This window comes from Nocardia spongicola (assembly GCF_047200775.1).
In the GTDB taxonomy this organism is placed as follows: domain Bacteria; phylum Actinomycetota; class Actinomycetes; order Mycobacteriales; family Mycobacteriaceae; genus Nocardia.
This window is the reverse complement of record NZ_JBJZOO010000007.1, coordinates 132,779-151,718: the sequence shown is the minus strand read 5'-3', so window position 1 is coordinate 151,718 and position 18,940 is coordinate 132,779. Positions and strand designations below refer to the sequence as shown.

Below are 18,940 nucleotides of genomic sequence, written 5' to 3'. Positions count from 1 at the left end.
GCTCTCCTACCGGTAGCCGGTGGCCTGGCGCAGCGCCGCGACCATATCGTCGGTTGTGAGATACGATCCGCCGGTGCGTTCGGCGATTGTCCGGAGAGCGTTCTTCTGTATCGCCGAGCCGAATCCGATGACCACCACCGGAATCCTGGTGGTGGCGATGTCCTCCAGGCCGTCACCACCTTCGGTGTCCGCGCCGTCGGTCATGAGGACGACCAGTCGTTTGCGCTCCGGATCGGTCAGGCCGGTGAACTGTTTCGCCGCCTCGCTCAGGCACCGATAGATGCCGGTGTTGCCACCGGGATCCCTGGCACGAATAGTCTCGCGGAGGGCTTGAAGTTCCGGTGCCGAATTACCAGTGGTCCACCGCATAGTTTCAGTGGTCTCATGGAACAGCAGCACGGCGGTACGGTCGCTCGGCCCGGTCTGCAACAGGTATTTCTTCGATTCCACCGGATCGAAGAGCAGATCCGCGGCCTGCTGCACACCGGTCCAACCGCCGTTTGCCGCCATACTGCCGGAAGCATCGATGCAGTACACGAGATCTGTCGGGGTGCGATAGACGGTCTGGTAGTTCTCCAGGGCAGCTTCGATGACCGGTGCGGCCGGATAGGTGATGGGCTGTTCGGTGAGGGTGGCGTGAATGCCCCAGGCCGGATCGAATACCGCACGCGGTGCGTCGGGCAGGGACAGCCCGATACTGGTGACCGGCCGTCGTCCCAGCTGGAGTAGCTGCTGCTGGGTATCGGCCGAGAGCAGGAAGTCTTGCAGTGCGCGGAAGTTGCGCAGCTTCTCGGGATTGTCGCCGTGCGGCAGGAATCCCAGCGGGGCATCCGATATCGCCAGCACACCTTCGGGATAGATGACGTGCAAAGGTTCCTGGCCTGTGCGCAGCAGTTCCTGGTTGTGTTCGATCACCAAGGCCTCATAGGTGAACATGGTTTCGCACTGCTGGGGCGCGGCCAGGCATTCGTCCATGAGCAGCCCGGTGGACGGCGGTGTCTTGTCGATCGCTCGGACGAGGCGGGTGATCCCGGTGCGTACCTGCTCCGAATCGAGCTGGGCCGCGGTCAGCGGCACACCGGGACCGTTGCCCGCGAAGTGGTTGAGGAAGCCGACCAGAACCGTCGCACCGGAATTCGACTGGGTCGGATTCGTCATCCACGTCGTGGTCTGCTTCGCCTCGATGGCGGCCAGGATCTCGTCGATATCCACATCGCGCCCGAGGAACCCCAGCGCATCCAGTTCACTGCGACGGCCCGCGAACACCAGTGGTGTGCTGAACATGGGTTGCACCTGCCGCAGGTGATGTCCGGTATCGCCGAGTTGCTGGAACACGCTGCTGGCGAACCAGAATCCGTCGTAGGGCGCGTCACCGGTCTGCAGCAGCCTGGCTTGGTCCACCGAGCCGAGCTCGGTCATGGTGCAGGTCAGCTTCTGCTGCAGACACCACGGCTGCACGATCTGCTGGAATACCTTGTCGTGCTCCGAGCCCGCCACGATGTTCAGCACACTCGGATCGGCGTTGTATTCCTCGACCGGCCCCGGCGCACGATCGCTCCCGCAGCCTGCCGACCAGGCACACAGCATGATGATGGCTGCGATAAGTACTTTCGTGCGGTGATACGACAATTCTTCACCTTCCCCTCGCTGAGAGGATCATAGGTGCGCTGGTAGCCGGGGGCGAGTGAACAATCGGAAACATCAGGTGTCGCGGAGACGGGATCAGGAATGTCGGTGGTGTGGAGTAGGGTCACATCCGGTAAACATCGGGAGAACCGGTGCAGCGGGGAGGCTTTCATCGTTTCTTCGGCTGTGCTCGAAGGAATTATGTTGCGAAGACTATTTGCCCCCGCGGCCGCACTGGCCGCCTTCCTGTTGATCGCTGCCGCGCCTGTGAACGCCGCACCCGGCGTGAGCCGCGATGATCCGGTCCCGTTCGCGGTGAGCGCGAAGGTCGGGTCGGATTGGGAGGTACAGGTGTTGCGTGTGGACGAGAACGCCGATGCCGTCGTCCACGCGGAGAACAGATTCAATGCACCACCTGCTGCGGGTCGCCAGTTCGTCATCGTGGTACTGGCGGTGCGGTATGTCGGTGAGGAATCCGGAATACCATGGACCGACCTGGATTTCGCGTATGTCACCCGCTCGGGCAATTCCTACCGAGACTACGAGGATGACAGTATGTGCGGGGTGATCCCCAGGGAGCTTTCCGATGTCGGTGAACTCTTCCCAGGCGCTTCGGCGACCGCCAACCTCTGCTACTCCCTACCGGTGGACCAAATCGACGGCGCGACCCTTCTCGCCGAGGAGTTTTTCGGCAGTGCACCTCGGGTGTTCTTCGAACTTCTCCTATAACACCGAGTTCCGGTGACCGTGGGGTTCGATGATCTCGAGGGTGTGTACCTTCCCGAATCCTGATGCGGTGGAAGTGCATCCGTGTGCTACTTCGTCGCCGAAGCAGTACCGGAATAGATGAACAGGACCGGAGTATGCCCCGGTGTGCAGTGCCGCCGGGGCACACTCGCGCAATTCTGGTGGCGATACCGACCGATGGCGCGGGGTAGGCAGAGTATCCGCGGCCACTATCAGCGCGCGTACCCGCACCGTTACTCTCGGACATCTGCCGATCGACCGACCCAGAAGGAGCCACCGGTGACCTCCGCTCTGTTCGTGGGTTTGTCCACTCTCGACCTCGCCTACGCTGTCGACCGGTATCCGGCCGAGGATTCGAAAACCCAGGCACTGGATCAGTTCCTCGGTGCCGGTGGGCCCGCCGCCAACGCGGCGGTCGCCTACGCGACCGTCTCCGGACAACCTGCGACGTTGATCACCGCGCTCGGCCGCCACCAGCTCACCGACCTCGTACGCAACGACCTGAGCAGCCACCACGTCACCGTCGTCGACACAACACCCGACCGGATCGACACACCTCCGGTCTCGTCGATCGTGGTCGCGCTGGAGGCGGGCTCACGAACGGTCGTCGGTCTCGACGCAGCGCGGATCCAGGCGGTATACACCGCCGAGCTCGCCAGGCATGTCGATCAGGCCGCTGTCGTGCTTATCGACGGACACCATCCCGAGGTGGCGGTGGGTATCGCCCGTCGCGCCACCGAGCTCGGGGTGCCGGTCGTCCTCGACGCGGGCCGATGGAAGCCGATACATGAGCAGCTCCTGCCGTTGACCGATATCGCGATCTGTTCGGCGGCGTTCGCGCCGCCAGGCTTCGGGGGCGATGCCCCGGCGTTGCTGAACTATCTCCGAGCGGCCGGGCCGAAGCAGGTGGCTGTGACGCGCGGACCGGATCCGATCCTGTTCGCTGTGGCAGGCAGGCGCGGTGCCATCGAGATCACGCCGGTGCCCCACGCGGCCGATACCCTCGGCGCCGGCGACATCCTGCACGGCGCCTTCTGCGCCTACTACAGCGCAGGCCGTGACTTCGTCGACGCGCTCACCCGCGCCTCCGCGGTCTCGACGTTGTCGTGTCGCACCTTCGGCACCCGCAATTGGGCGTCCGAACTCACCGAACTCCACAACTGCCCATCGCGGGACTCGGGCCGAGGATCCGATTCATAGCCACCAGGCATGGGTAAGCTGTCGGAATGTCGATTGCCTCCACGAGACGCAAGGTCGCCGTGATCGGTCTCGGCGGCACAATCACGATGACCTCATCGCCTGCCGGTGGCGTCGTACCGGCCCTGACCGCTGAGGATCTGGTCGCGGGGGTGCCCGGACTCGATGATATGGGCATCGATCTCGAGGTGACGACCTTACGCCAGGTAGCCGGACCTTCATTGTCCTTCGATGATCTGCAGGCGCTCCGCGATGACATCGCCCGGCGGGGCGGCGGGGTCGACGGTGTCGTCATCACCCAGGGCACAGACACCATCGAGGAAACGGCATACCTGCTCGACCTGCTGCACTCCGAACAGACACCGATCGTTGTGACCGGCGCGATGCGTAATCCGACGATGCTCGGTGCGGACGGGCAGGCGAACCTTCTCGCGGCCATCGTGACAGCTGCCGCTCCCGCAGCGCGCGGATGGGGCTGTCTCGTGGTGTTCAACGACGAGATCCACTCGGCCGCTGCCGTGCGCAAGCTGCACACCAGCAGTACGGCGACCTTCCGATCACCGGATACCGGACCGGTCGGTCATATCGTCGAGGGGATACCGCGTTTCCACTGCGGCCACAGCAGTCGGTTGACCGTGCCTGCCCGCGTGCACGATGACATCCGGATTCCCGTTCACACAGTGGTTTTCGATGACGACGCCGTACTTCTCGACGGTGGGGAAGACCGTGTCGACGGTCTGATCATCGCAGCGATGGGTGCGGGACATATCCCCGCACGCCTGGTCCCGATCGTGGACAAGTACACCGCGCGGGTGCCGGTTGTGCTCGCTTCCCGTGCTTACGGCGGAGCGGTGATGCGGTCTACGTACGGGTTCGCCGGATCCGAACGCGATCTGATCGGACGAGGCCTGATCCCCGCCGGCTACTTGGACCGGGTGAAAGCCCGCATCCTGTTGACCGTTCTGCTGTGCAGCGGCTGTGACGACCGGACACTGCGACAGGCGTTCGCCACAGCGGCAGGCTACTGCGAAGCCGATCTGTGGCCTTGGCCGACCGATACACGGCAGAAGTGACCGATGCGCGCACCCGTCACCGGGCGTCCGATCTCACCGCATTCCACAGACGAGGTAGTTCCCGGCGGTTTCGCGCAGCATCGTATCGGCGCGGTCGCGAGTGTTCGTGATCAGGCGAGCATTGGGGAGATCGCTGTCGGCGATCATGGTGCGGGTCTGCTCGGCGGATTTGCCGCCGCGCAGGTGGCGTTCGGTCAGCCGCCGGATGATCACCCGGTCCTCGGCGTCGAGATACCACACCTCGTCCAGCCGGCTGCGCACCTCGGCCCATCCGGGCTGCTCCAGCAGTAAATAGTTGCCTTCTACCACTGCGACCCGCTGCTGGGTGAAGCCGATCGCATCGGGCACCGGATCGTGCAGCTCCCGGTCGTAGCTCGGCCAGGGCACGTATTGTCCCAGTGGCGCTTCGCGCAGCAGGTTCAGCCGTTCCACGAACCCGGTTACCTCGAAAGTATCGGGTCGACCCTTCCGATGGCGCGCGCCGAGGGTGTCCAGCTCAGCGGATGTCTTGTGGAAACCGTCCATCGGGGCGGTCTCGGCCGGGAGCCCGTATGCCGAGGTGATCGCCACGGCGAGGTTCTGTGCCAGCGTTGTTTTTCCCGCTGCGGGCGGCCCGGCGATGCCGAGCAGGTACCGTCGGCCCGCGGGGACGCGGCAGGCAACCCACGCCGCGAGTTCGGCCACGGAGACCTCGCTGCCCACACGCATTCCGGAAACCTCTGCCCGTGTCGAATCGGTGCGTACCACCATACCAACGGGTTGCCGGTCGATTTCCGCATCCGCGTGCGGGATCGGTGTGGCCGCACCGGACAGAACCCGACGGATCAGCCTGGCCGGAAATGTTGCGGCCGTGCAAGAATCGCCACCGCGAGACCGAATGGGGCACAGTACCGAATGGCTCCCCGCGGAACCGTCAGTGGAGACCGCCCGACTTTCGGTCAGGTGAGGTCGTGGACGGTGTCGGCGATGGCCTCCAGCACGGTATCGACATCGGTGTCGGTGGTGCGCCAGTTGCTGAAAGCGGCCCGTAGCGCCGGGGTTCCGGCGAGGACGGTCGGGGTGAGGAACACCTGGTGGTGGAGGCGCCGGGCGAGGGCATTCACGCGGTCGGCGGTCGGGTCTTCGGTGAGGGTGAAGCACACCACGTTGAGGTGCACCGGGGCGATTAGCTGTAGCTCCGGGATCGAGCCCAATCCGTCGGCCAGCCGGTGTGCGCAGGCGATGCAGCGTTGCACGATCTCGCTGTGCCCGGCGCGGCCATAGGCTCGCAGCGTGAACCAAGCGGCCAGCGCTCTGAGTCTGCGCGAGTTCTCTGGCACCGAATGGAGCGGATCGGCATCCGCGCCGAGCGGACCGAGATATGCCGCGGCGTTGTGGAAGACCCTGGTCTGCAGGTCACGGTGCCGGGTGAACTGTACTGCGCTGTCGTAGGGCACGTTGAGCCATTTGTGCAGGTCGATGCAGATCGAGTCGGCGAGTTCGAGGCCGTCGGCGAGGTGGGCGTGTTCGGGAGACAACACGGCGAAAGCGCCGAAGGCGGCATCCACGTGCAGCCAGAAATCGTAGCGGTCACGGAGTGCGGCGATGGCGCGGATATCGTCGAAATCGCCCGTATTGACCGTCCCCGCATTGGCGACGACGATACATGGGCCCGAGGTTTCCTGGAGGGCCTGTTCCAGTGCCCGTGGGTCTACGGCTTCCCGGCCGGGGATAGTCGCCACCTGAATCAGCGCCTTGCGCCCGAGCCCGAGCACCGACAGTGCCTTGGACACACTGGAGTGGGCATTGCCCGACAGCACCCGTACCGGACCGAGCGCAGCCGCACCATCGTCGGCGGGACGGATACCGAGCCGTTGCCCCAGCCATTCTCGTGCGATCGCCAGGCCGACCATATTCGACATCGTCGCGCCGCTGACGAACATTCCCTGGTGCGCGGGGCCGATCCCGAACAGCTCGCGCAGCCAGTTCACCGCTTCCTGTTCCAGGTGGTGTCCCGCTGCGTCGAGCAATGAGAATGCGTTCTGGTCCCATGTCGCGGTCAGCCAGTCACCTGCCAGTGCGGCGGGCGTGACGCCGCCGGTGACGAACCCCCAGTAGCGCGGGCCCGAACTCGCGGAAAGGCAAGGCTCCCAGCGGGTGGCGAAGTCGTCGAGAGCGGCGCGCAGTCCGATCCCGGACTCGGTGAGCGGCTGCGCCTCTGGCATGGCCCGCGTAGGCAGCACATCCCGTTCCGCGACATCCTCCAGGACCGCGGCGGCATGCTTGTGCACCATGCTCATCACGTCGGGTAGCTGAGCGATGTCCTGGACCAAGTGTGGATCCACGCGCGAACTCCATTCTGTCGAGTAGTCGGCAGTGAGGCTATGCAGATTCGCGGCAAAATACACGGTCCACTTCGAAAGAAGTGGATATGAGTGAATCGCTACGGGTATCGCAAATAGCTGTAGTGTTCGCTGCCGGTGGAGTCGGCTGGTTCAGCGTGGATGCCGCCTGGGAACCGGGAACCCATGTGCTGGCAGCCCACTGGATCCATCGCAGTTTCCCCAGGAACGTGATGAGCGCCAGGATCGCGTCCGAGCCGCGCGGCCGGCGGGTGAACGGATCACGGAATCCATCCACCGCGCCGGACGACGAGAGCGCGGTGCGATCGCTCATCGTCCTGAAACCGGAACGCTGGTAGGTCAGCCAGGGCCTGCGGTCATCACACCCGGTGCGGATACCGTCTCCGCCGTCAGGCGGAGCGACGCAGCGCGGCAACCCGACTCCAAGGAGGGAAGCGAATATCCGCGCGGCGGATGATCGCGCACCGGCCCGCCGCCACGATGGATTGTGCTGGACAAGCGCCCTCCCACACCCATCGGAAAGGTAAGCAACTATGAAAGCGATCGTTCAGGACGAATACGGCGCACCCGCCGAAGTCTTGCAGTTGCGCGATATCGATGTCCCGACGCCGGAGGGCAACTCGGTGCTGGTCCGCGTGCACGCCACCTCGGTGAACCCTGCTGACTGGCACCTGATCAGAGGTATTCCCCACATCGCCCGCCTCCAAGTGGGGCTGCGGCGACCACAGCACACGGTGCCCGGTTGCGATGTGGCCGGGCAGGTGGAATCGGTCGGTGCGGGCGTCACTGGATTTCGCCCCGGAGACGAGGTCTTCGGCAGTCCGTTCCTGCGCGGTTTCGGCGCCTTCGCCGAATACGTCGCCATCCCGGTGGATCGCGTGGCGCACAAACCTGCCAATCTCTCGTTCGAGCAGGCCGCGGCGGTGCCACTGGCGGCGAGCACCGCTGTGCAGGGACTGCGCGATCACGCGGGGATCGGTCCAGGCAAGCGCGTACTGATCGTCGGTGCGGCGGGTGGTGTCGGCACATTCGCGGTGCAACTCGCCGAACACTGGGGCGCCGAGGTGACCGGGGTATGCGGCCCGGGGAATATCGAGCTGGTCCGATCCCTCGGGGCGGACCAGGTCATCGATTACACCCGAGTGGATTTCCGCCGCGGCGGGCACCGCTATGACGCGGTGTTCCAGTTGTCCGGAACGTATTCCGCATCGGACTATCTACGGATACTCGAGCCTGACGGCACACTGGTGTTGGCAGGCGGTGACTCCGACAACCGCTGGATCGGTCCTATAGGCCGTCTGCTCGCTGCCCGCGTGATATCCCCATTCGTGAGCCAACGGCTGACCAGCTTCACTGTCGCGCCGAATGCGGAGGATCTGGTGGTGCTCAGGGAAGCTATCGAAGCAGGCGCGGTGACGCCGGTCATCGACCGCGACTATCCGTTCGACGAACTGCCTGCCGCTATCGGTTACCTGGAGCGAGGGCACGCTCGCGGCAAGATCGTGATCGCGGTGAAATAGCTCGAATTGGTATTCGCGACAGACCCTCTGGCAGTGCGTCGATGCTGAGTCGATGTCGGCGCACCGCCCGTCCGGCAGTTCATGGCCTGCCGGCGGCGTGACCGCTGTGGTAATGCGGTTTACTCCGGTCGGGAGGGCTGAGGATCATGTCCTGATGCCCAGCATGTTGTTTTGCGCTGATCCGCTCGATCCGCGTCGCCCCGATCCCTATTTCGCCGCCGAGACCACTGCGGCTCGCGAACTCGGTGCGCCCGTCGGGTTGATCGACCACGATCTGTTGGTGGCCGGTGATGCTGCGGCAGCCGTTCGGAATGTCCCGCGAGATATCGGACCTGCCTGGTATCGCGGCTGGATGATCCCCTCGGCCGCTTACTCGGCATTGGCCGACGCACTCGCGGCTCGTGGAACACCGCTTATCGTAGACGCCACGACATACCGGAAGGCGCATGAGTTACCTGGTTGGTACGAGACATTCGCGGTCGTGACTCCGGCCAGCCGGTGGCTGCCGAGTCCGCCGGGTCAGGTGCCGGACGCCGCCACATTGGCGAACCTGGCAGCCCCGCTCGGTGGCGGTGCGGGCATTGTCAAAGACTATGTGAAATCGGCCAAGCACGCCTGGGCCACCGCCTGTTATATCCCGAATCTCGCCGATACCGTCCGCCTACACCAGGTCGTGGCCGCTTTTATCGCCGAGCAGGGTGATTATCTCGCAGGCGGAATCGTGCTGCGGGCCTTCGAATCTTTCGGTGTCGGTGCACGCAGGGCGGCGGAGGCGAGGGTGTGGTGGCTGGACGGGGTGCCACTGCTGGTCGGCGCGCATCCAGACACACCGGGCGAGTGTCCTGAGCTGCAGTTGGATCGAGTTGGTACGTGCGTCGCGCAACTGGGTGCCCGTTTTGTCACCACGGATCTCGCGTTACGCGAGGACGGTGTCTGTCGGGTGGTGGAAGTCGGTGACGGCCAAGTATCAGATTTACCTGCGGGTATCGGACCGGAGTCGATCGTCGAGGCACTGCTCGAAACCCGGCCCGACTGATCCTTCGGTTGCTGTACATGGCTGCCTGGGCGTGGTCGCACCCGCCGGCTTCGACCCAGGCCATTCGCCGCCGTTCTCACTGATCACCGAGGTCGCAAGCTCGCCCCATTCCCAGCACCCGGATACCAGTCAGCGCAATTCGAGAGCTGGTGCGACCCAATGGACATCGGCTGCGGAGACCTTGGTGCGTGGTACACAGCCACGGGCGAGTACTTCGAGGACCCGGTCCGGGTTGCACCCGTACACACCGGCCCCGAACGCGCTGTTGGCTTCTACGACAGCCCACCCGCGGCCTTCGATCATGCCGATATCGATCACGACCGCAGGTGGCGCAGGCACTTCGGAGAACAACTGCTCGGCGAAGGAGCGGACCTCTACCTCCTCCGCCGACGTCATCGGTCGGCTGCCATCGATTGACCGAGCGACTTTACCATTGCGGAGGTACGGCGACATCGTCAGCACTACACCATCTTTGACGAAGCAGCGGAATTCCGACTCCCACCGCACTGGTTCGGCCAACAGCACCGGGGTGCTTTCGGGGCAGGCGTCAGGTGAAGGTAGCCCCTCGCCATGTCGGTACACCCTGCCCGCGAATCCCTTATCGCCGTCCGCCGGTTTGACGAACACCGGGTTCGGAAAGGTCCGAGCTACATCCATCGTGGCCACCCAGATGTCTCGCCGTCGAAACCGTTCCGGTAGACCGGGCAACCAGTCATCGGGTGCATCGAGCAGCGCCAGTCCGAGCTGCCCGGCAACAACCTTCGCGAACAACGGCTCACCATAGACTGCTGTTACCTCTGGTGCTTTGTCCTCGGGGGCCCGCCAGTTCGGCAACCGCAGGACATTCCAACCGGATCGAAGTGCCGCCGATCGCATGGTCCGGGAATCCGGGGAATAGCGCGGTGACAGTATCAAGGTAGACATCGTCAGTGACTGTAATAGGGATTACAGACACCGAGATCCCGCGAATCGCGGAGCGCTACATGCCTCTGGACAGCAAGTCCCTGCGGGATGACCGCGGCCCGCTGCCACCGCACCTGTGGTCCCTGGTTATGGAGAGTCGGGCAAGTGCCGATCAGCCTCCAGGCTGAGTACGGCGTTCAGGATTCGCTGTGGCGTTCCTGAACTTTCCCGAGGAACTCGACAATGTGACCGGCCAACGTTTCGCCGGCATCCTCTTGCAGGAAGTGTCCGGCATTATCGACCACCGGGTGTTCATACCCGCCGGCTCCGCGCATCTCGCGCTGGAAGATCGGCGCCATTCCGCCGGTGATCGGGTCGCTGTCGCTGAATGCCACCAGCATCGGGGTCGGGCTTTCGCACAGCGTCGCCCAGGCTGCCCGGTTGGCTGCCGCGGCGGGGTCTTCTGGCGTGGTCGGCACCAGCCCCGGCATCGCGCGGGGACCGGCGGAGTAGGAGTCATCGGGGAACGGTGCGTTGTATGCGGCGATGACCGCATCGCTCACCGGACGTAGGCAGCCCGACCGCACGAACTGTCCGACATCGATGGTTGGCACGGTTCGGATGATTTCGCGGAACTGCAGCCACACCTCGGGCATCGAGATGTCGCCGCTGGGCAGGCCGGTGTTGGCGGCCACAATGTTGCTGAACCGGTCGGGGTGCTCGGCGGCCAGGCGCAAACCGATCAGTCCACCCCAGTCCTGACAGACCAGTGTTACGCGGTTCAGGTCGAGCTTGTCGAATACCAGGGCACGCACCCATTCGACGTGTCGCGCGTAGGTGTGGTCTTCCACGTCAGCGGGCTTATCGGAGCGGCCGAAGCCGACCAGATCGGGGCAGATGACGCGATGACCGGCCGCGACCAATATCGGAATCATCCGCCGGTACAGGAACGACCAGGTCGGTTCGCCGTGCAGCATCAGCACCGGGTCCGCGTCCGCGGGTCCGTCTTCGATCCACGCCATCCGCAGTGTGCCGCCTTCGCCGTCCGGGACCTCGGCGTATTGCGGCGAGTAGGGGAAGTCGGGCAGATCGGCGAAACGCTCATCGGGTGTGCGCAAAGTCTTCATGAATGCCGAACGTATCAGCGATTTGACCGACCGGTCAACTACACATATGTTCGACGGCATGCAAACACGCGATCGGATCGTGCGGTCTGCGGCCAAGCTGTTCATCACCCGCAGCTATCACTCGGTGGGGGTCAGTGATCTGTGTGCCGCCGCGGATGTGCGCAAAGGCAGCTTCTATCACTTCTTCTCCTCGAAAGCCGACGTGGCCAAGGCTGTTATCGATCTGCATGCCGCGGAGATGGAGCAGTGGTTGGCCCAGGAGAGCGACCGCGATCCGGCGGACCATTTGCTGGCTGTCGCGAGTGCGGTGACGTTGGTGCAGGGTGGTTTCGAAAAGCGGTTCGGCCGCATCGTCGGGTGCCCGTTCGGCAATCTGGCGGCCGAACTGTCCACCACCGACGAAGCGCTGCGCGAATATGTCGCTACGGTACTGGCGAGCTGGGAGGCGAAATTGGCCGCTGCGTGCCACACCGCCGCCGAGCACGCGGTTCTGCGCGACGATGTCGACCCCGACCAGCTGGCGCATACGATCCTCGCGCAGATCCAGGGCCTGATCCTGCTGGCCAAGGTTTCCAACAGCCCCGCAGCGCAGATCACCGCCGGGTTGCACGCGTTCCTCGGACTCACCCTGCGACAGCCATGATTCGCTGTGCTGTCGCCGAGTGCCGACCTGGTGTGGCGCGCTGGGAAGCGAAATAGGTGCGATCTCGGCACTATGGAAGTAGTGCGGTGCCATGCCGTATTTCCTGACGATGCCTTGGTGAATAGCGCCTGAGGGAGCCAGAATGGAGCTGTCAGAGTTTACGATCGCTGAGCTGCAACAGGCCTTCGAACGCGGCGAATGGACCGCTGCCGCCTTGATCGAGCACTATCTGCGTCGGGTGTCGGAAATCGATTCTTCCGGCCCGACGCTGAGGTCGCTGATCGAGGTGAACCCCGATGCGCCCGCTATCGCCGAAGAGCTCGATGCGGAGCGGCGGCAGGGTCGGATCCGCGGTCCACTGCACGGGGTCCCCATCGTGGTCAAGGACAGTATCGATACCGCCGACACGATGATGACGACTGCTGGTTCGTTGGCGCTGGAGGGCAATATCGCACCTCGAGACGCGTTTATGGTCGAGAAGATGCGCGATGCCGGGGCGGTGATTCTCGGTAAGGCGAATATGAGCGAGTGGGGTTACTTTCGCTCGGCCCGGCCATGCAGCGGCTGGAGCAGCCGCGGCGGTCAGACGCGTAATCCGTATGTACTCGATCGCAGTCCGATCGGCTCCAGTTCCGGATCGGCAGTGGCAGTGGCGGCGGATCTGTGTATGGGCGCCATCGGTGCCGAGGTCGACGGCTCCATTGTCCGGCCGGCCTCGGCCAACGGGATCGTCGGAATCAAACCCACCGTCGGGCTATTGAGCCGCTCGGGTGTTATCGGGGTGGCGGCTCCGCAGGACACTGCCGGGCCCATGGGCCGTTGCGTGGCGGATGTGGCCGTTATGTTGACGGGGCTGGCCGGATACGACGAACGCGATCCTGCGACACGGAGCGTTTCGGCGCGCGACGTACTCGACTATCGTAGATTCCTCGACCCGGCCGCTCTTCGTGGTGCCCGGCTCGGTGTGGCCCGAGAGTGTTTCGGCTGGCATGAGGCAACCGATAAGGTGATCGAATACGCGATCGACCAGCTGGCGGATTTGGGGGCCGAGATCATCGACCCTGTTCAGGCCAGCTCATTACCAGCTTTCAGCGATCTAGAGCTCGAGCTGTTCCGCTACGGCATCAAGGCGAGCCTCAACAGTTACCTCGCGAGCCACCCGTACGCGGCGGTACGAGACCTCGGGGAGCTGATCCGGTTCAACGAGGACAACGCCAGCCGGGTCATGCCGTACTTTCGTCAGGAGTTTCTCCAGCAGGCACAAACAAAAGCCGGTCTGGACAGCGAGGAGTACCTCGGGATCGTCGCGGAGCTACGCCGCCGCAGTCGTAGGGACGGAATCGACAAGGCGCTGCACGACCATCAGCTGGACGCGATCGTCGCACCCACCGAAGGGTCACCGCCGTTCGTCATCGACCCTTTGGTCGGAGACAACGTACTGCCCGGTGGATGTTCCACAGCCCCCGCAGTAGCTGGATACCCACACATTTCGGTGCCTGCCGGTTATGTTCACGGCCTGCCCGTCGGATTGTCGTTCTTCGCGGGCGCGTTTGCGGAGCCCCAGCTCATCGGCTACGCGTACGCCTTCGAGCAGGCGACTCGAATGCGACGACCGCCGCGATTCTCGCCGACTCTGACAATCTGAAACCATAGGCGCATCCTGTCGCTTCGTGGATCGGGTCGTGGGGTGGCTGGATCACTACCAGTGGGTTATACGTGGGCGCACTGGGCCGACGTGGTTCACCGGTGTCGGGAATCGCTATGCCGATTGCAGCGGTTCGCCGGACGAGTTCATGCCCGCGAATATCACCGCTGTCACCACGGTGGTCGCCGCTGCGAATCACCACGATGAAAACGAATCCATGCAGTGAGATTTTCATAGCAGGCGGCTATTAATTGGCGATTGGGGTGGATCTGCTATGGCAAAAGAAAAGCAGAACATTTCGGTATCGGTGCGTATCGGCCGATCCTCCCTGTCTCTGTGCTGGTAGGGACCGCTGTCGGCAGTGTATGACCACAACTCACCGGAGCGCTCCAGGATAAAATTTTCCATTCACTCTGTACTAATGGCTGCCAGTAATGGAACATTGCATTATTCTCTTCGTTTAGCAGATATATGGGAGCGACTCAGGTCGATCTATCTCCAACGCCTGCAGACCTGACAGATTCCTGCTCGAAGTTCGTAACAGGAAGAGGTACCGAGCGCATGGCCATATCGGACGTAGGGGCTTATGCCCATCTAGCCCCGAAGGATATCGAGGAGTTCGGCCAGAGACTGGATCTGCTTCGGAAAGAAATCGAGTCCGACCTGGGTGAGAAGGACGCCAGGTATATCCACAGAACCATCGCCTTCCAGCGAAGTTGCGAGGCTCTGGCCAGAATCGTCCTGGCTACCAGCTCCGGTAAGAGGGCAGGCTGGTGGGCGGGAATGTCTCTGCTGACCCTTTCCAAGATCGTGGAGAACATGGAGATCGGTCACAATGTCATGCACGGCCAATGGGACTGGATGAATGATCCGGAGATCCACTCCACAACCTGGGAGTGGGATCACAGCATGCCTGCGGAGCATTGGAGAGAAGCTCACAACTTCCGCCATCACGTGTATGCCAACGTTATCGGCATGGACCCCGACGAGGGTTACGGCCTGCTGAGAATTACCAGGGATCGCACCTGGAGGCCGTACCACATGGGCAACGTCCTCTATCTGATGCCCATCTCGGTTCTCTATGAGTTCGGTATGTGCATCTACCATCTGGAGATACCCAAAGTTCTGGCGGGTAGGAGTGACAAACGGAAATTCAAGATCAGAATGAGGGAGGTCGGCAGAAAGGCGTCGAAACAACTCCTGAAGGATTATTTGATCTTTCCGATCCTCTCCGGAAGATCATGGAGAGCTACGATGACCGCCGATCTCACCGCGAGCTCGATCCGAAATATCTGGGAGCAGATGGTGACGTTCTGTGGGCATTTTCCGGATGGCGCGGAGAAGTTCACCAGGCGAGAGCTGGAAGACGAGACCAAAGGGGAGTGGTACCTGAGGCAATTCTTCGGTAGCACGAACTTCCGGGCAGGACCTGTGTTGCGGTTCTTATCAGGTACCCTGTCCCATCAAATCGAACACCATCTCTTCCCCGACCTGCCCAGCAACAGGATGGAAGAGATCTCCCATCGGGTCAGAGAACTCGCAGAGGAATATGATCTCTCCTATACCAGTGGCTCATTCTTCTATCAGTATCTGCTGACCCTGAGAACCATCATCAAGCTGTCGTTTCCCGACAGGTTCCTGGTGGCCACCTCCGACGATGCCCCGGAGACCTCGTCCGAGCGCAGGGAGACCGAATCTCTCGCGCAGAGCGCGGGACAGCGCTTCGATGAGGAGATCGCGGCGCAGCCGAAGGTATCGGCAGCGGCCTGGTAAGTACCTGCCAGAACCGACGAGTTACCCGATAGCGCATCGAAGGCACGGGTTGTCGTAGCGATAGTGATCTCCTTCGCCTGCCCGAGTACCTGGCGACCGTAGTCGCGAAACGCGCCGTGGGGGTTTGCGGCGGACTACAGTGCCTCGAGAGGCAGTGTCGACCGGAGTCCGGTCGAATATTGTTTGGGTGCGAAGGGGTTTCGTCCCGCCCTGGGTGTGCCCGCTGGATCTTGTCGAGGAGGCTCGAAGGCATTGGTGGATGGGTTTGTCGAGCGTGGATTCGAGGGGGTCCAGGACGGTTTCGCCCGCGCACACGACGGTGATGCGGGTGGCGCGCAACTCTGCGTCTATCGCCGAGGACGCGTGGTGGTGGATCTGTGGACGGGACAGGATCCGGAATCCGGGAAGACCTGGGACGCGGAATCGCTGACGGTGCTCATGTCGGTGTCGAAGGGGATGACCGCGACCTGTGTGCACATCCTCGTTGATCGCGGCCTGCTCGATCTCGACGCGCCGGTTCGGGAATACTGGCCGGAGTTCGCGGCGGAAGGAAAAGGTGACATCACGGTCGCCGACGTACTGTCGCACCGAGGTGGCCTGTCGAGTTTCGATGCCGGATCAGGTATCGGGGCTCGGGAACTGACGGACTGGTCGGCATGCGTATCCGCACTGGAATCGATGCCACCCTTATGGGAGCCGGGAACCGCGTTCTACTATCACTCCCTCACCTGGGGCTATCTGGCCGGAGAGCTGATCCGCCGGGTCTCCGGTAAGAGTGTCGGTGAGTTCCTCGCCACCGAGATTGCCGAGCCGCTCGGGCTGAGTCTGTGGATAGGTCTGCCGGAAGACCAGGAATACCGTGTCGTTCCGCAGTTCGTGCGGCGGCAGTTGCCTGGGGCTGCCGATGTGGAAGCGGTGTTGAGCCGCATGGGCGTCGACCTCGACGCCCGGCTGGTTCGCGCGACGCTCGCGACGGTCGCGGCCAGAGACGAGGGCCTCGCACTGCTCAATACTCGCGCCGGCCACTCGGCGGAGGTGCCCTCCGGCAACGGGATCGGGAACGCGCGTTCCGTGGCGCGGATGTTCGCGGCGACGATCGGTGAAATCGACGGTATCCGGTTGCTCACTCCGGAAGCGGTCGAGCGGGCACGGCAACCACAGACCGAGGGCCTCGGCCATCCCGCGCCGCTGGACGTGCTGCCGCGGGGCAACTACTTCGCCAACGGCTACGAACTCACCCGGCCTGCCCAGTTGCTGGGTGACGGGGCTTTCGGGCAGGTCGGAACCGGAGGAAGGATCGGTATGGCCCATCCCGAATCCGGTGTCGCCGTGGGTTACACGTGCACGAATATGGTGGGTGATGACACAGGCGGACCCGACCCGCGCTGGCAGCCTTGGTCCGATGTGCTGCGCACAGCATTCGCCTGAGCCGCCCGAGCATGGGGGATGCGGCACAACACTCAACGAGCCGGTGCGGGCTCTCCTGCGGCGGGTACCGGCACTGTGTTCGGCATGAGTACCGCGGTGAGAATGCTGCCTGCCGAGAAGATCGCCGCGGCCCATCCGAAGCTGGTGGTGTAGCTCTCGATCGAGGACTGGGCGATGGTCAGTGGGTCCGGCTCATGGGCGGACAGGTAGTCACCGGCCGCGGCGGCGCCGAGAGTGCTGAGCAGCGCTGCGCCGATCGATCCACCGACCTGCTGACTGGTGTTGATCATGGCCGAGGCCACACCGGTGTCCTTGTACCGCACACCCGAGGTCGCTCCCTGCAAAACGGTCGCCATCGTGGCGCCGAGGCCGAGTCCGAGCAGGACAAGAGCGGGCAGGATATGGGTGACATACCCGGTATCCACACCTATCCGAGTCAGCCAGGCCATGCCTGCCGCCGCGATCAAGAAACCGCCACTGGCCACGATCTTCGGTCCGACCTTCGGCAGCAGCACCAACGGGGTGGTGGTCGAGGAAACCACCGTCGCGGCGACGATCGGCAGGAATGCCAGGCCGGTCGTGATCGGTGAGTAACCGAGGGTTAGTTGCATGTAGTAGGTGAGGAACAGGTACATCGCGAACAACCCGATGCCCATGATGAAGACCGCCAGGTAGGAGGCGCCGCGCATACGGTCGAGCACGATCCGCGGCGGAAGGAGCGGATACGCGACCCGGGTCTCCATCCAGACGAACACCGCGAGCAGCGCCATACCACCGAGCAGGAAGGTCAGGGTGACGTCATCGGTCCATCCGGTCGATTCCGCGTGCGCGAAGCCGTAGACGATGCCGAACAAGCCCACAGTGACAACTGCCGTACCAGGAATGTCGAGCTCGGGTCGCTCGGCGCTCGTGTGTTTCTCCAGTAACAGCACCGCGCCAACCAAGATGACAGCGGCGAAGGCCAGGTTCACCAACATCACCCAGCGCCACGACGCCCATTCGGTGAGTGCGCCGCCGAGTAGCAAGCCGATGGCTCCACCGGTCCCGGGCATCGCGCCGAAGATACCGAAGGCTTTCGCCCGCTCGGCTGGTTCGGTGAAGGTCACAGTGAGCAGCGACAGGGTGGCCGGTGCCAGCAACGCGCCGAAAACACCCTGTCCGGCGCGTGCCGCGACGAGCATTTCGAAGCTGGTGGCAGCGCTACCGACCATGGAGGCAACCGCGAAACCGACCAAACCGATGATGAAGGTGTTGCGTCTGCCGAACAGGTCGCTGAGGCGTCCGCCGAGTAGCAAGAGGCTGCCGAAGGCCAGCGCGTAGCCGGCGAACCCCCAGAAGCGGTCGCTGTCGCTGAAGCCGAGATCTCGTTGCGCGGAGGGCATCGCTATGTTCATCACGGTCGCGTCGAGCACGATCATGAGCTGAGCGGCGCCGAGGACACCGAGTACCCACCAGCGCAGTGCGTGCGAACCGCGCCGGCCGGTTCTCTTTTCCCCGGGATCGGGCACCTCATAGTCGACCGTGATTGTCACGTGCTACCTGCTTCTCGAGTTCCTCTGCGAAGATCTTTCCGCCTCGACCAGGACAGCATGGAACCTCGAGTTAGGTTGAGGTCAAATCGAAGGTCGGAACCCGCCACCGCGGCTGCCACCCACCGCCGGATATCTCGGCATCCACCTCGGGGATCCGCAGATACCTGCCTGGTCAGCACGGAACTATTGCAGTGCTGCTGAAATCATCTCGGGCCCGTTTGTCCATACGCGGCACCTCGGGCGGGCTGCTGCGCGTGGGGAACATCGTCTCCAGTTCGGCGATGAGCCGTTTGCCGGTAATCGAGCGTTCCACGAGATGCAGCAGGGATCCGACGGGCGATTCGCTCG

Annotated in this window: 17 protein-coding genes; 11 read left to right on the top strand and 6 right to left on the bottom strand. The window is 63.4% G+C overall.

The genetic code is table 11. The features are described 5' to 3' along the window. Nucleotides 1-6: 6 nt before the first annotated feature. On the bottom strand, nt 7-1,629 hold the full coding sequence (locus ACL02S_RS15755) for a vWA domain-containing protein (RefSeq protein WP_412803163.1): 1,623 nt from the start codon (nt 1,627-1,629) through the stop codon (nt 7-9). A 201-nt stretch (nt 1,630-1,830) separates the two neighbouring features. On the opposite strand from ACL02S_RS15755, the gene ACL02S_RS15750 reads away from it, so the two are divergent. The 3 genes from ACL02S_RS15750 to ACL02S_RS15740 all read left to right on the top strand — a co-directional run bounded on the left by ACL02S_RS15750 (nt 1,831) and on the right by ACL02S_RS15740 (nt 4,643). Beyond that, nucleotides 1,831-2,355 (top strand): DUF4376 domain-containing protein, encoded by a 525-nt coding sequence (locus tag ACL02S_RS15750; RefSeq protein WP_412803162.1) that lies wholly within the window; start codon nt 1,831-1,833, stop codon nt 2,353-2,355. 297 nt (nt 2,356-2,652) lie between these two features. Then, on the top strand, nt 2,653-3,573 hold the full coding sequence (locus ACL02S_RS15745) for a PfkB family carbohydrate kinase (protein WP_412803161.1): 921 nt from the start codon (nt 2,653-2,655) through the stop codon (nt 3,571-3,573). Between the two features lie 26 nt (nt 3,574-3,599). Next, a complete protein-coding gene (locus ACL02S_RS15740) occupies nt 3,600-4,643 on the top strand; it encodes an asparaginase (RefSeq protein ID WP_412803160.1) in 1,044 nt (347 codons plus the stop codon). A gap of 33 nt (nt 4,644-4,676) precedes the next feature. Here ACL02S_RS15740 and ACL02S_RS15735 read toward each other — a convergent pair whose 3' ends face one another. Both ACL02S_RS15735 and ACL02S_RS15730 read right to left on the bottom strand, forming a co-directional pair. Further along, nucleotides 4,677-5,351 (bottom strand): nucleoside/nucleotide kinase family protein, encoded by a 675-nt coding sequence (locus ACL02S_RS15735; protein WP_412803159.1) that lies wholly within the window; start codon nt 5,349-5,351, stop codon nt 4,677-4,679. Nucleotides 5,352-5,581: 230 nt separating this feature from the next. Continuing rightward, entirely contained in the window at nt 5,582-6,967 is a 1,386-nt protein-coding gene (locus tag ACL02S_RS15730) for a pyridoxal phosphate-dependent decarboxylase family protein (protein WP_412803158.1), read from the bottom strand. 86 nt (nt 6,968-7,053) lie between these two features. On the opposite strand from ACL02S_RS15730, the gene ACL02S_RS15725 reads away from it, so the two are divergent. The 3 genes from ACL02S_RS15725 (at nt 7,054) to ACL02S_RS15715 (ending at nt 9,541) form a co-directional block, all read left to right on the top strand. Beyond that, nucleotides 7,054-7,323, top strand: coding sequence for a hypothetical protein (locus ACL02S_RS15725; protein WP_412803157.1), 270 nt, complete (start codon nt 7,054-7,056; stop codon nt 7,321-7,323). Between the two features lie 195 nt (nt 7,324-7,518). Beyond that, nucleotides 7,519-8,505 (top strand): NAD(P)-dependent alcohol dehydrogenase, encoded by a 987-nt coding sequence (locus ACL02S_RS15720; RefSeq protein WP_412803156.1) that lies wholly within the window; start codon nt 7,519-7,521, stop codon nt 8,503-8,505. Nucleotides 8,506-8,659: 154 nt separating this feature from the next. Then, nucleotides 8,660-9,541 carry an ATP-grasp domain-containing protein gene (locus ACL02S_RS15715; RefSeq protein WP_412803155.1) on the top strand — a complete coding sequence of 294 codons (882 nt, stop codon included), beginning with the start codon at nt 8,660-8,662 and terminating at the stop codon, nt 9,539-9,541. Between the two features lie 129 nt (nt 9,542-9,670). Here the strand turns inward: ACL02S_RS15715 and ACL02S_RS15710 are convergent, their stop codons facing one another. Further along, entirely contained in the window at nt 9,671-10,465 is a 795-nt protein-coding gene (locus tag ACL02S_RS15710; RefSeq protein WP_412803154.1) for an ATP-grasp domain-containing protein, read from the bottom strand. 176 nt (nt 10,466-10,641) lie between these two features. Beyond that, nucleotides 10,642-11,571 carry a haloalkane dehalogenase gene (locus ACL02S_RS15705; RefSeq protein WP_412803153.1) on the bottom strand — a complete coding sequence of 310 codons (930 nt, stop codon included), beginning with the start codon at nt 11,569-11,571 and terminating at the stop codon, nt 10,642-10,644. 58 nt (nt 11,572-11,629) lie between these two features. Between ACL02S_RS15705 and ACL02S_RS15700 the strand changes: the two genes are divergently transcribed. The 5 genes from ACL02S_RS15700 (at nt 11,630) to ACL02S_RS15680 (ending at nt 17,060) form a co-directional block, all read left to right on the top strand. After that, nucleotides 11,630-12,214: a TetR/AcrR family transcriptional regulator gene (locus tag ACL02S_RS15700; RefSeq protein ID WP_412803152.1), complete on the top strand. Its 585-nt coding sequence runs from the start codon at nt 11,630-11,632 to the stop codon at nt 12,212-12,214. Between the two features lie 121 nt (nt 12,215-12,335). Continuing rightward, nucleotides 12,336-13,859 carry an amidase gene (locus ACL02S_RS15695; RefSeq protein ID WP_412803238.1) on the top strand — a complete coding sequence of 508 codons (1,524 nt, stop codon included), beginning with the start codon at nt 12,336-12,338 and terminating at the stop codon, nt 13,857-13,859. Nucleotides 13,860-13,884: 25 nt separating this feature from the next. Beyond that, complete coding sequence (locus ACL02S_RS15690) at nt 13,885-14,085, top strand: hypothetical protein (RefSeq protein WP_412803151.1); 201 nt, start codon at nt 13,885-13,887, stop codon at nt 14,083-14,085. 335 nt (nt 14,086-14,420) lie between these two features. Further along, nucleotides 14,421-15,632, top strand: a complete 1,212-nt coding sequence (locus ACL02S_RS15685) for a fatty acid desaturase family protein (RefSeq protein WP_412803150.1) — start codon at nt 14,421-14,423, stop codon at nt 15,630-15,632. Between the two features lie 255 nt (nt 15,633-15,887). Continuing rightward, the gene (locus tag ACL02S_RS15680; protein ID WP_412803149.1) at nt 15,888-17,060 is read left to right on the top strand and encodes a serine hydrolase domain-containing protein; all 1,173 of its coding nucleotides are present in this window, start codon (nt 15,888-15,890) and stop codon (nt 17,058-17,060) included. A gap of 32 nt (nt 17,061-17,092) precedes the next feature. On the opposite strand, the gene ACL02S_RS15675 is transcribed toward ACL02S_RS15680, so the two are convergent. After that, nucleotides 17,093-18,592: an MFS transporter gene (locus ACL02S_RS15675; protein ID WP_412803148.1), complete on the bottom strand. Its 1,500-nt coding sequence runs from the start codon at nt 18,590-18,592 to the stop codon at nt 17,093-17,095. Nucleotides 18,593-18,940 lie beyond the last annotated feature (348 nt).

Bases quoted from the DNA above. Each gene is read 5' to 3' on its own strand.
- ACL02S_RS15740 (WP_412803160.1), top strand. From the start codon at position 3,600: ATGTCGATTGCCTCCACGAGACGCAAGGTCGCCGTGATCGGTCTCGGC.
- ACL02S_RS15735 (WP_412803159.1), bottom strand. From the start codon at position 5,351: ATGCGTGTGGGCAGCGAGGTCTCCGTGGCCGAACTCGCGGCGTGGGTT.
- ACL02S_RS15725 (WP_412803157.1), top strand. From the start codon at position 7,054: ATGAGTGAATCGCTACGGGTATCGCAAATAGCTGTAGTGTTCGCTGCC.
- ACL02S_RS15720 (WP_412803156.1), top strand. From the start codon at position 7,519: ATGAAAGCGATCGTTCAGGACGAATACGGCGCACCCGCCGAAGTCTTG.
- ACL02S_RS15715 (WP_412803155.1), top strand. From the start codon at position 8,660: ATGCCCAGCATGTTGTTTTGCGCTGATCCGCTCGATCCGCGTCGCCCC.
- ACL02S_RS15710 (WP_412803154.1), bottom strand. From the start codon at position 10,465: ATGTCTACCTTGATACTGTCACCGCGCTATTCCCCGGATTCCCGGACC.
- ACL02S_RS15705 (WP_412803153.1), bottom strand. From the start codon at position 11,571: ATGAAGACTTTGCGCACACCCGATGAGCGTTTCGCCGATCTGCCCGAC.
- ACL02S_RS15700 (WP_412803152.1), top strand. From the start codon at position 11,630: ATGCAAACACGCGATCGGATCGTGCGGTCTGCGGCCAAGCTGTTCATC.
- ACL02S_RS15685 (WP_412803150.1), top strand. From the start codon at position 14,421: ATGGCCATATCGGACGTAGGGGCTTATGCCCATCTAGCCCCGAAGGAT.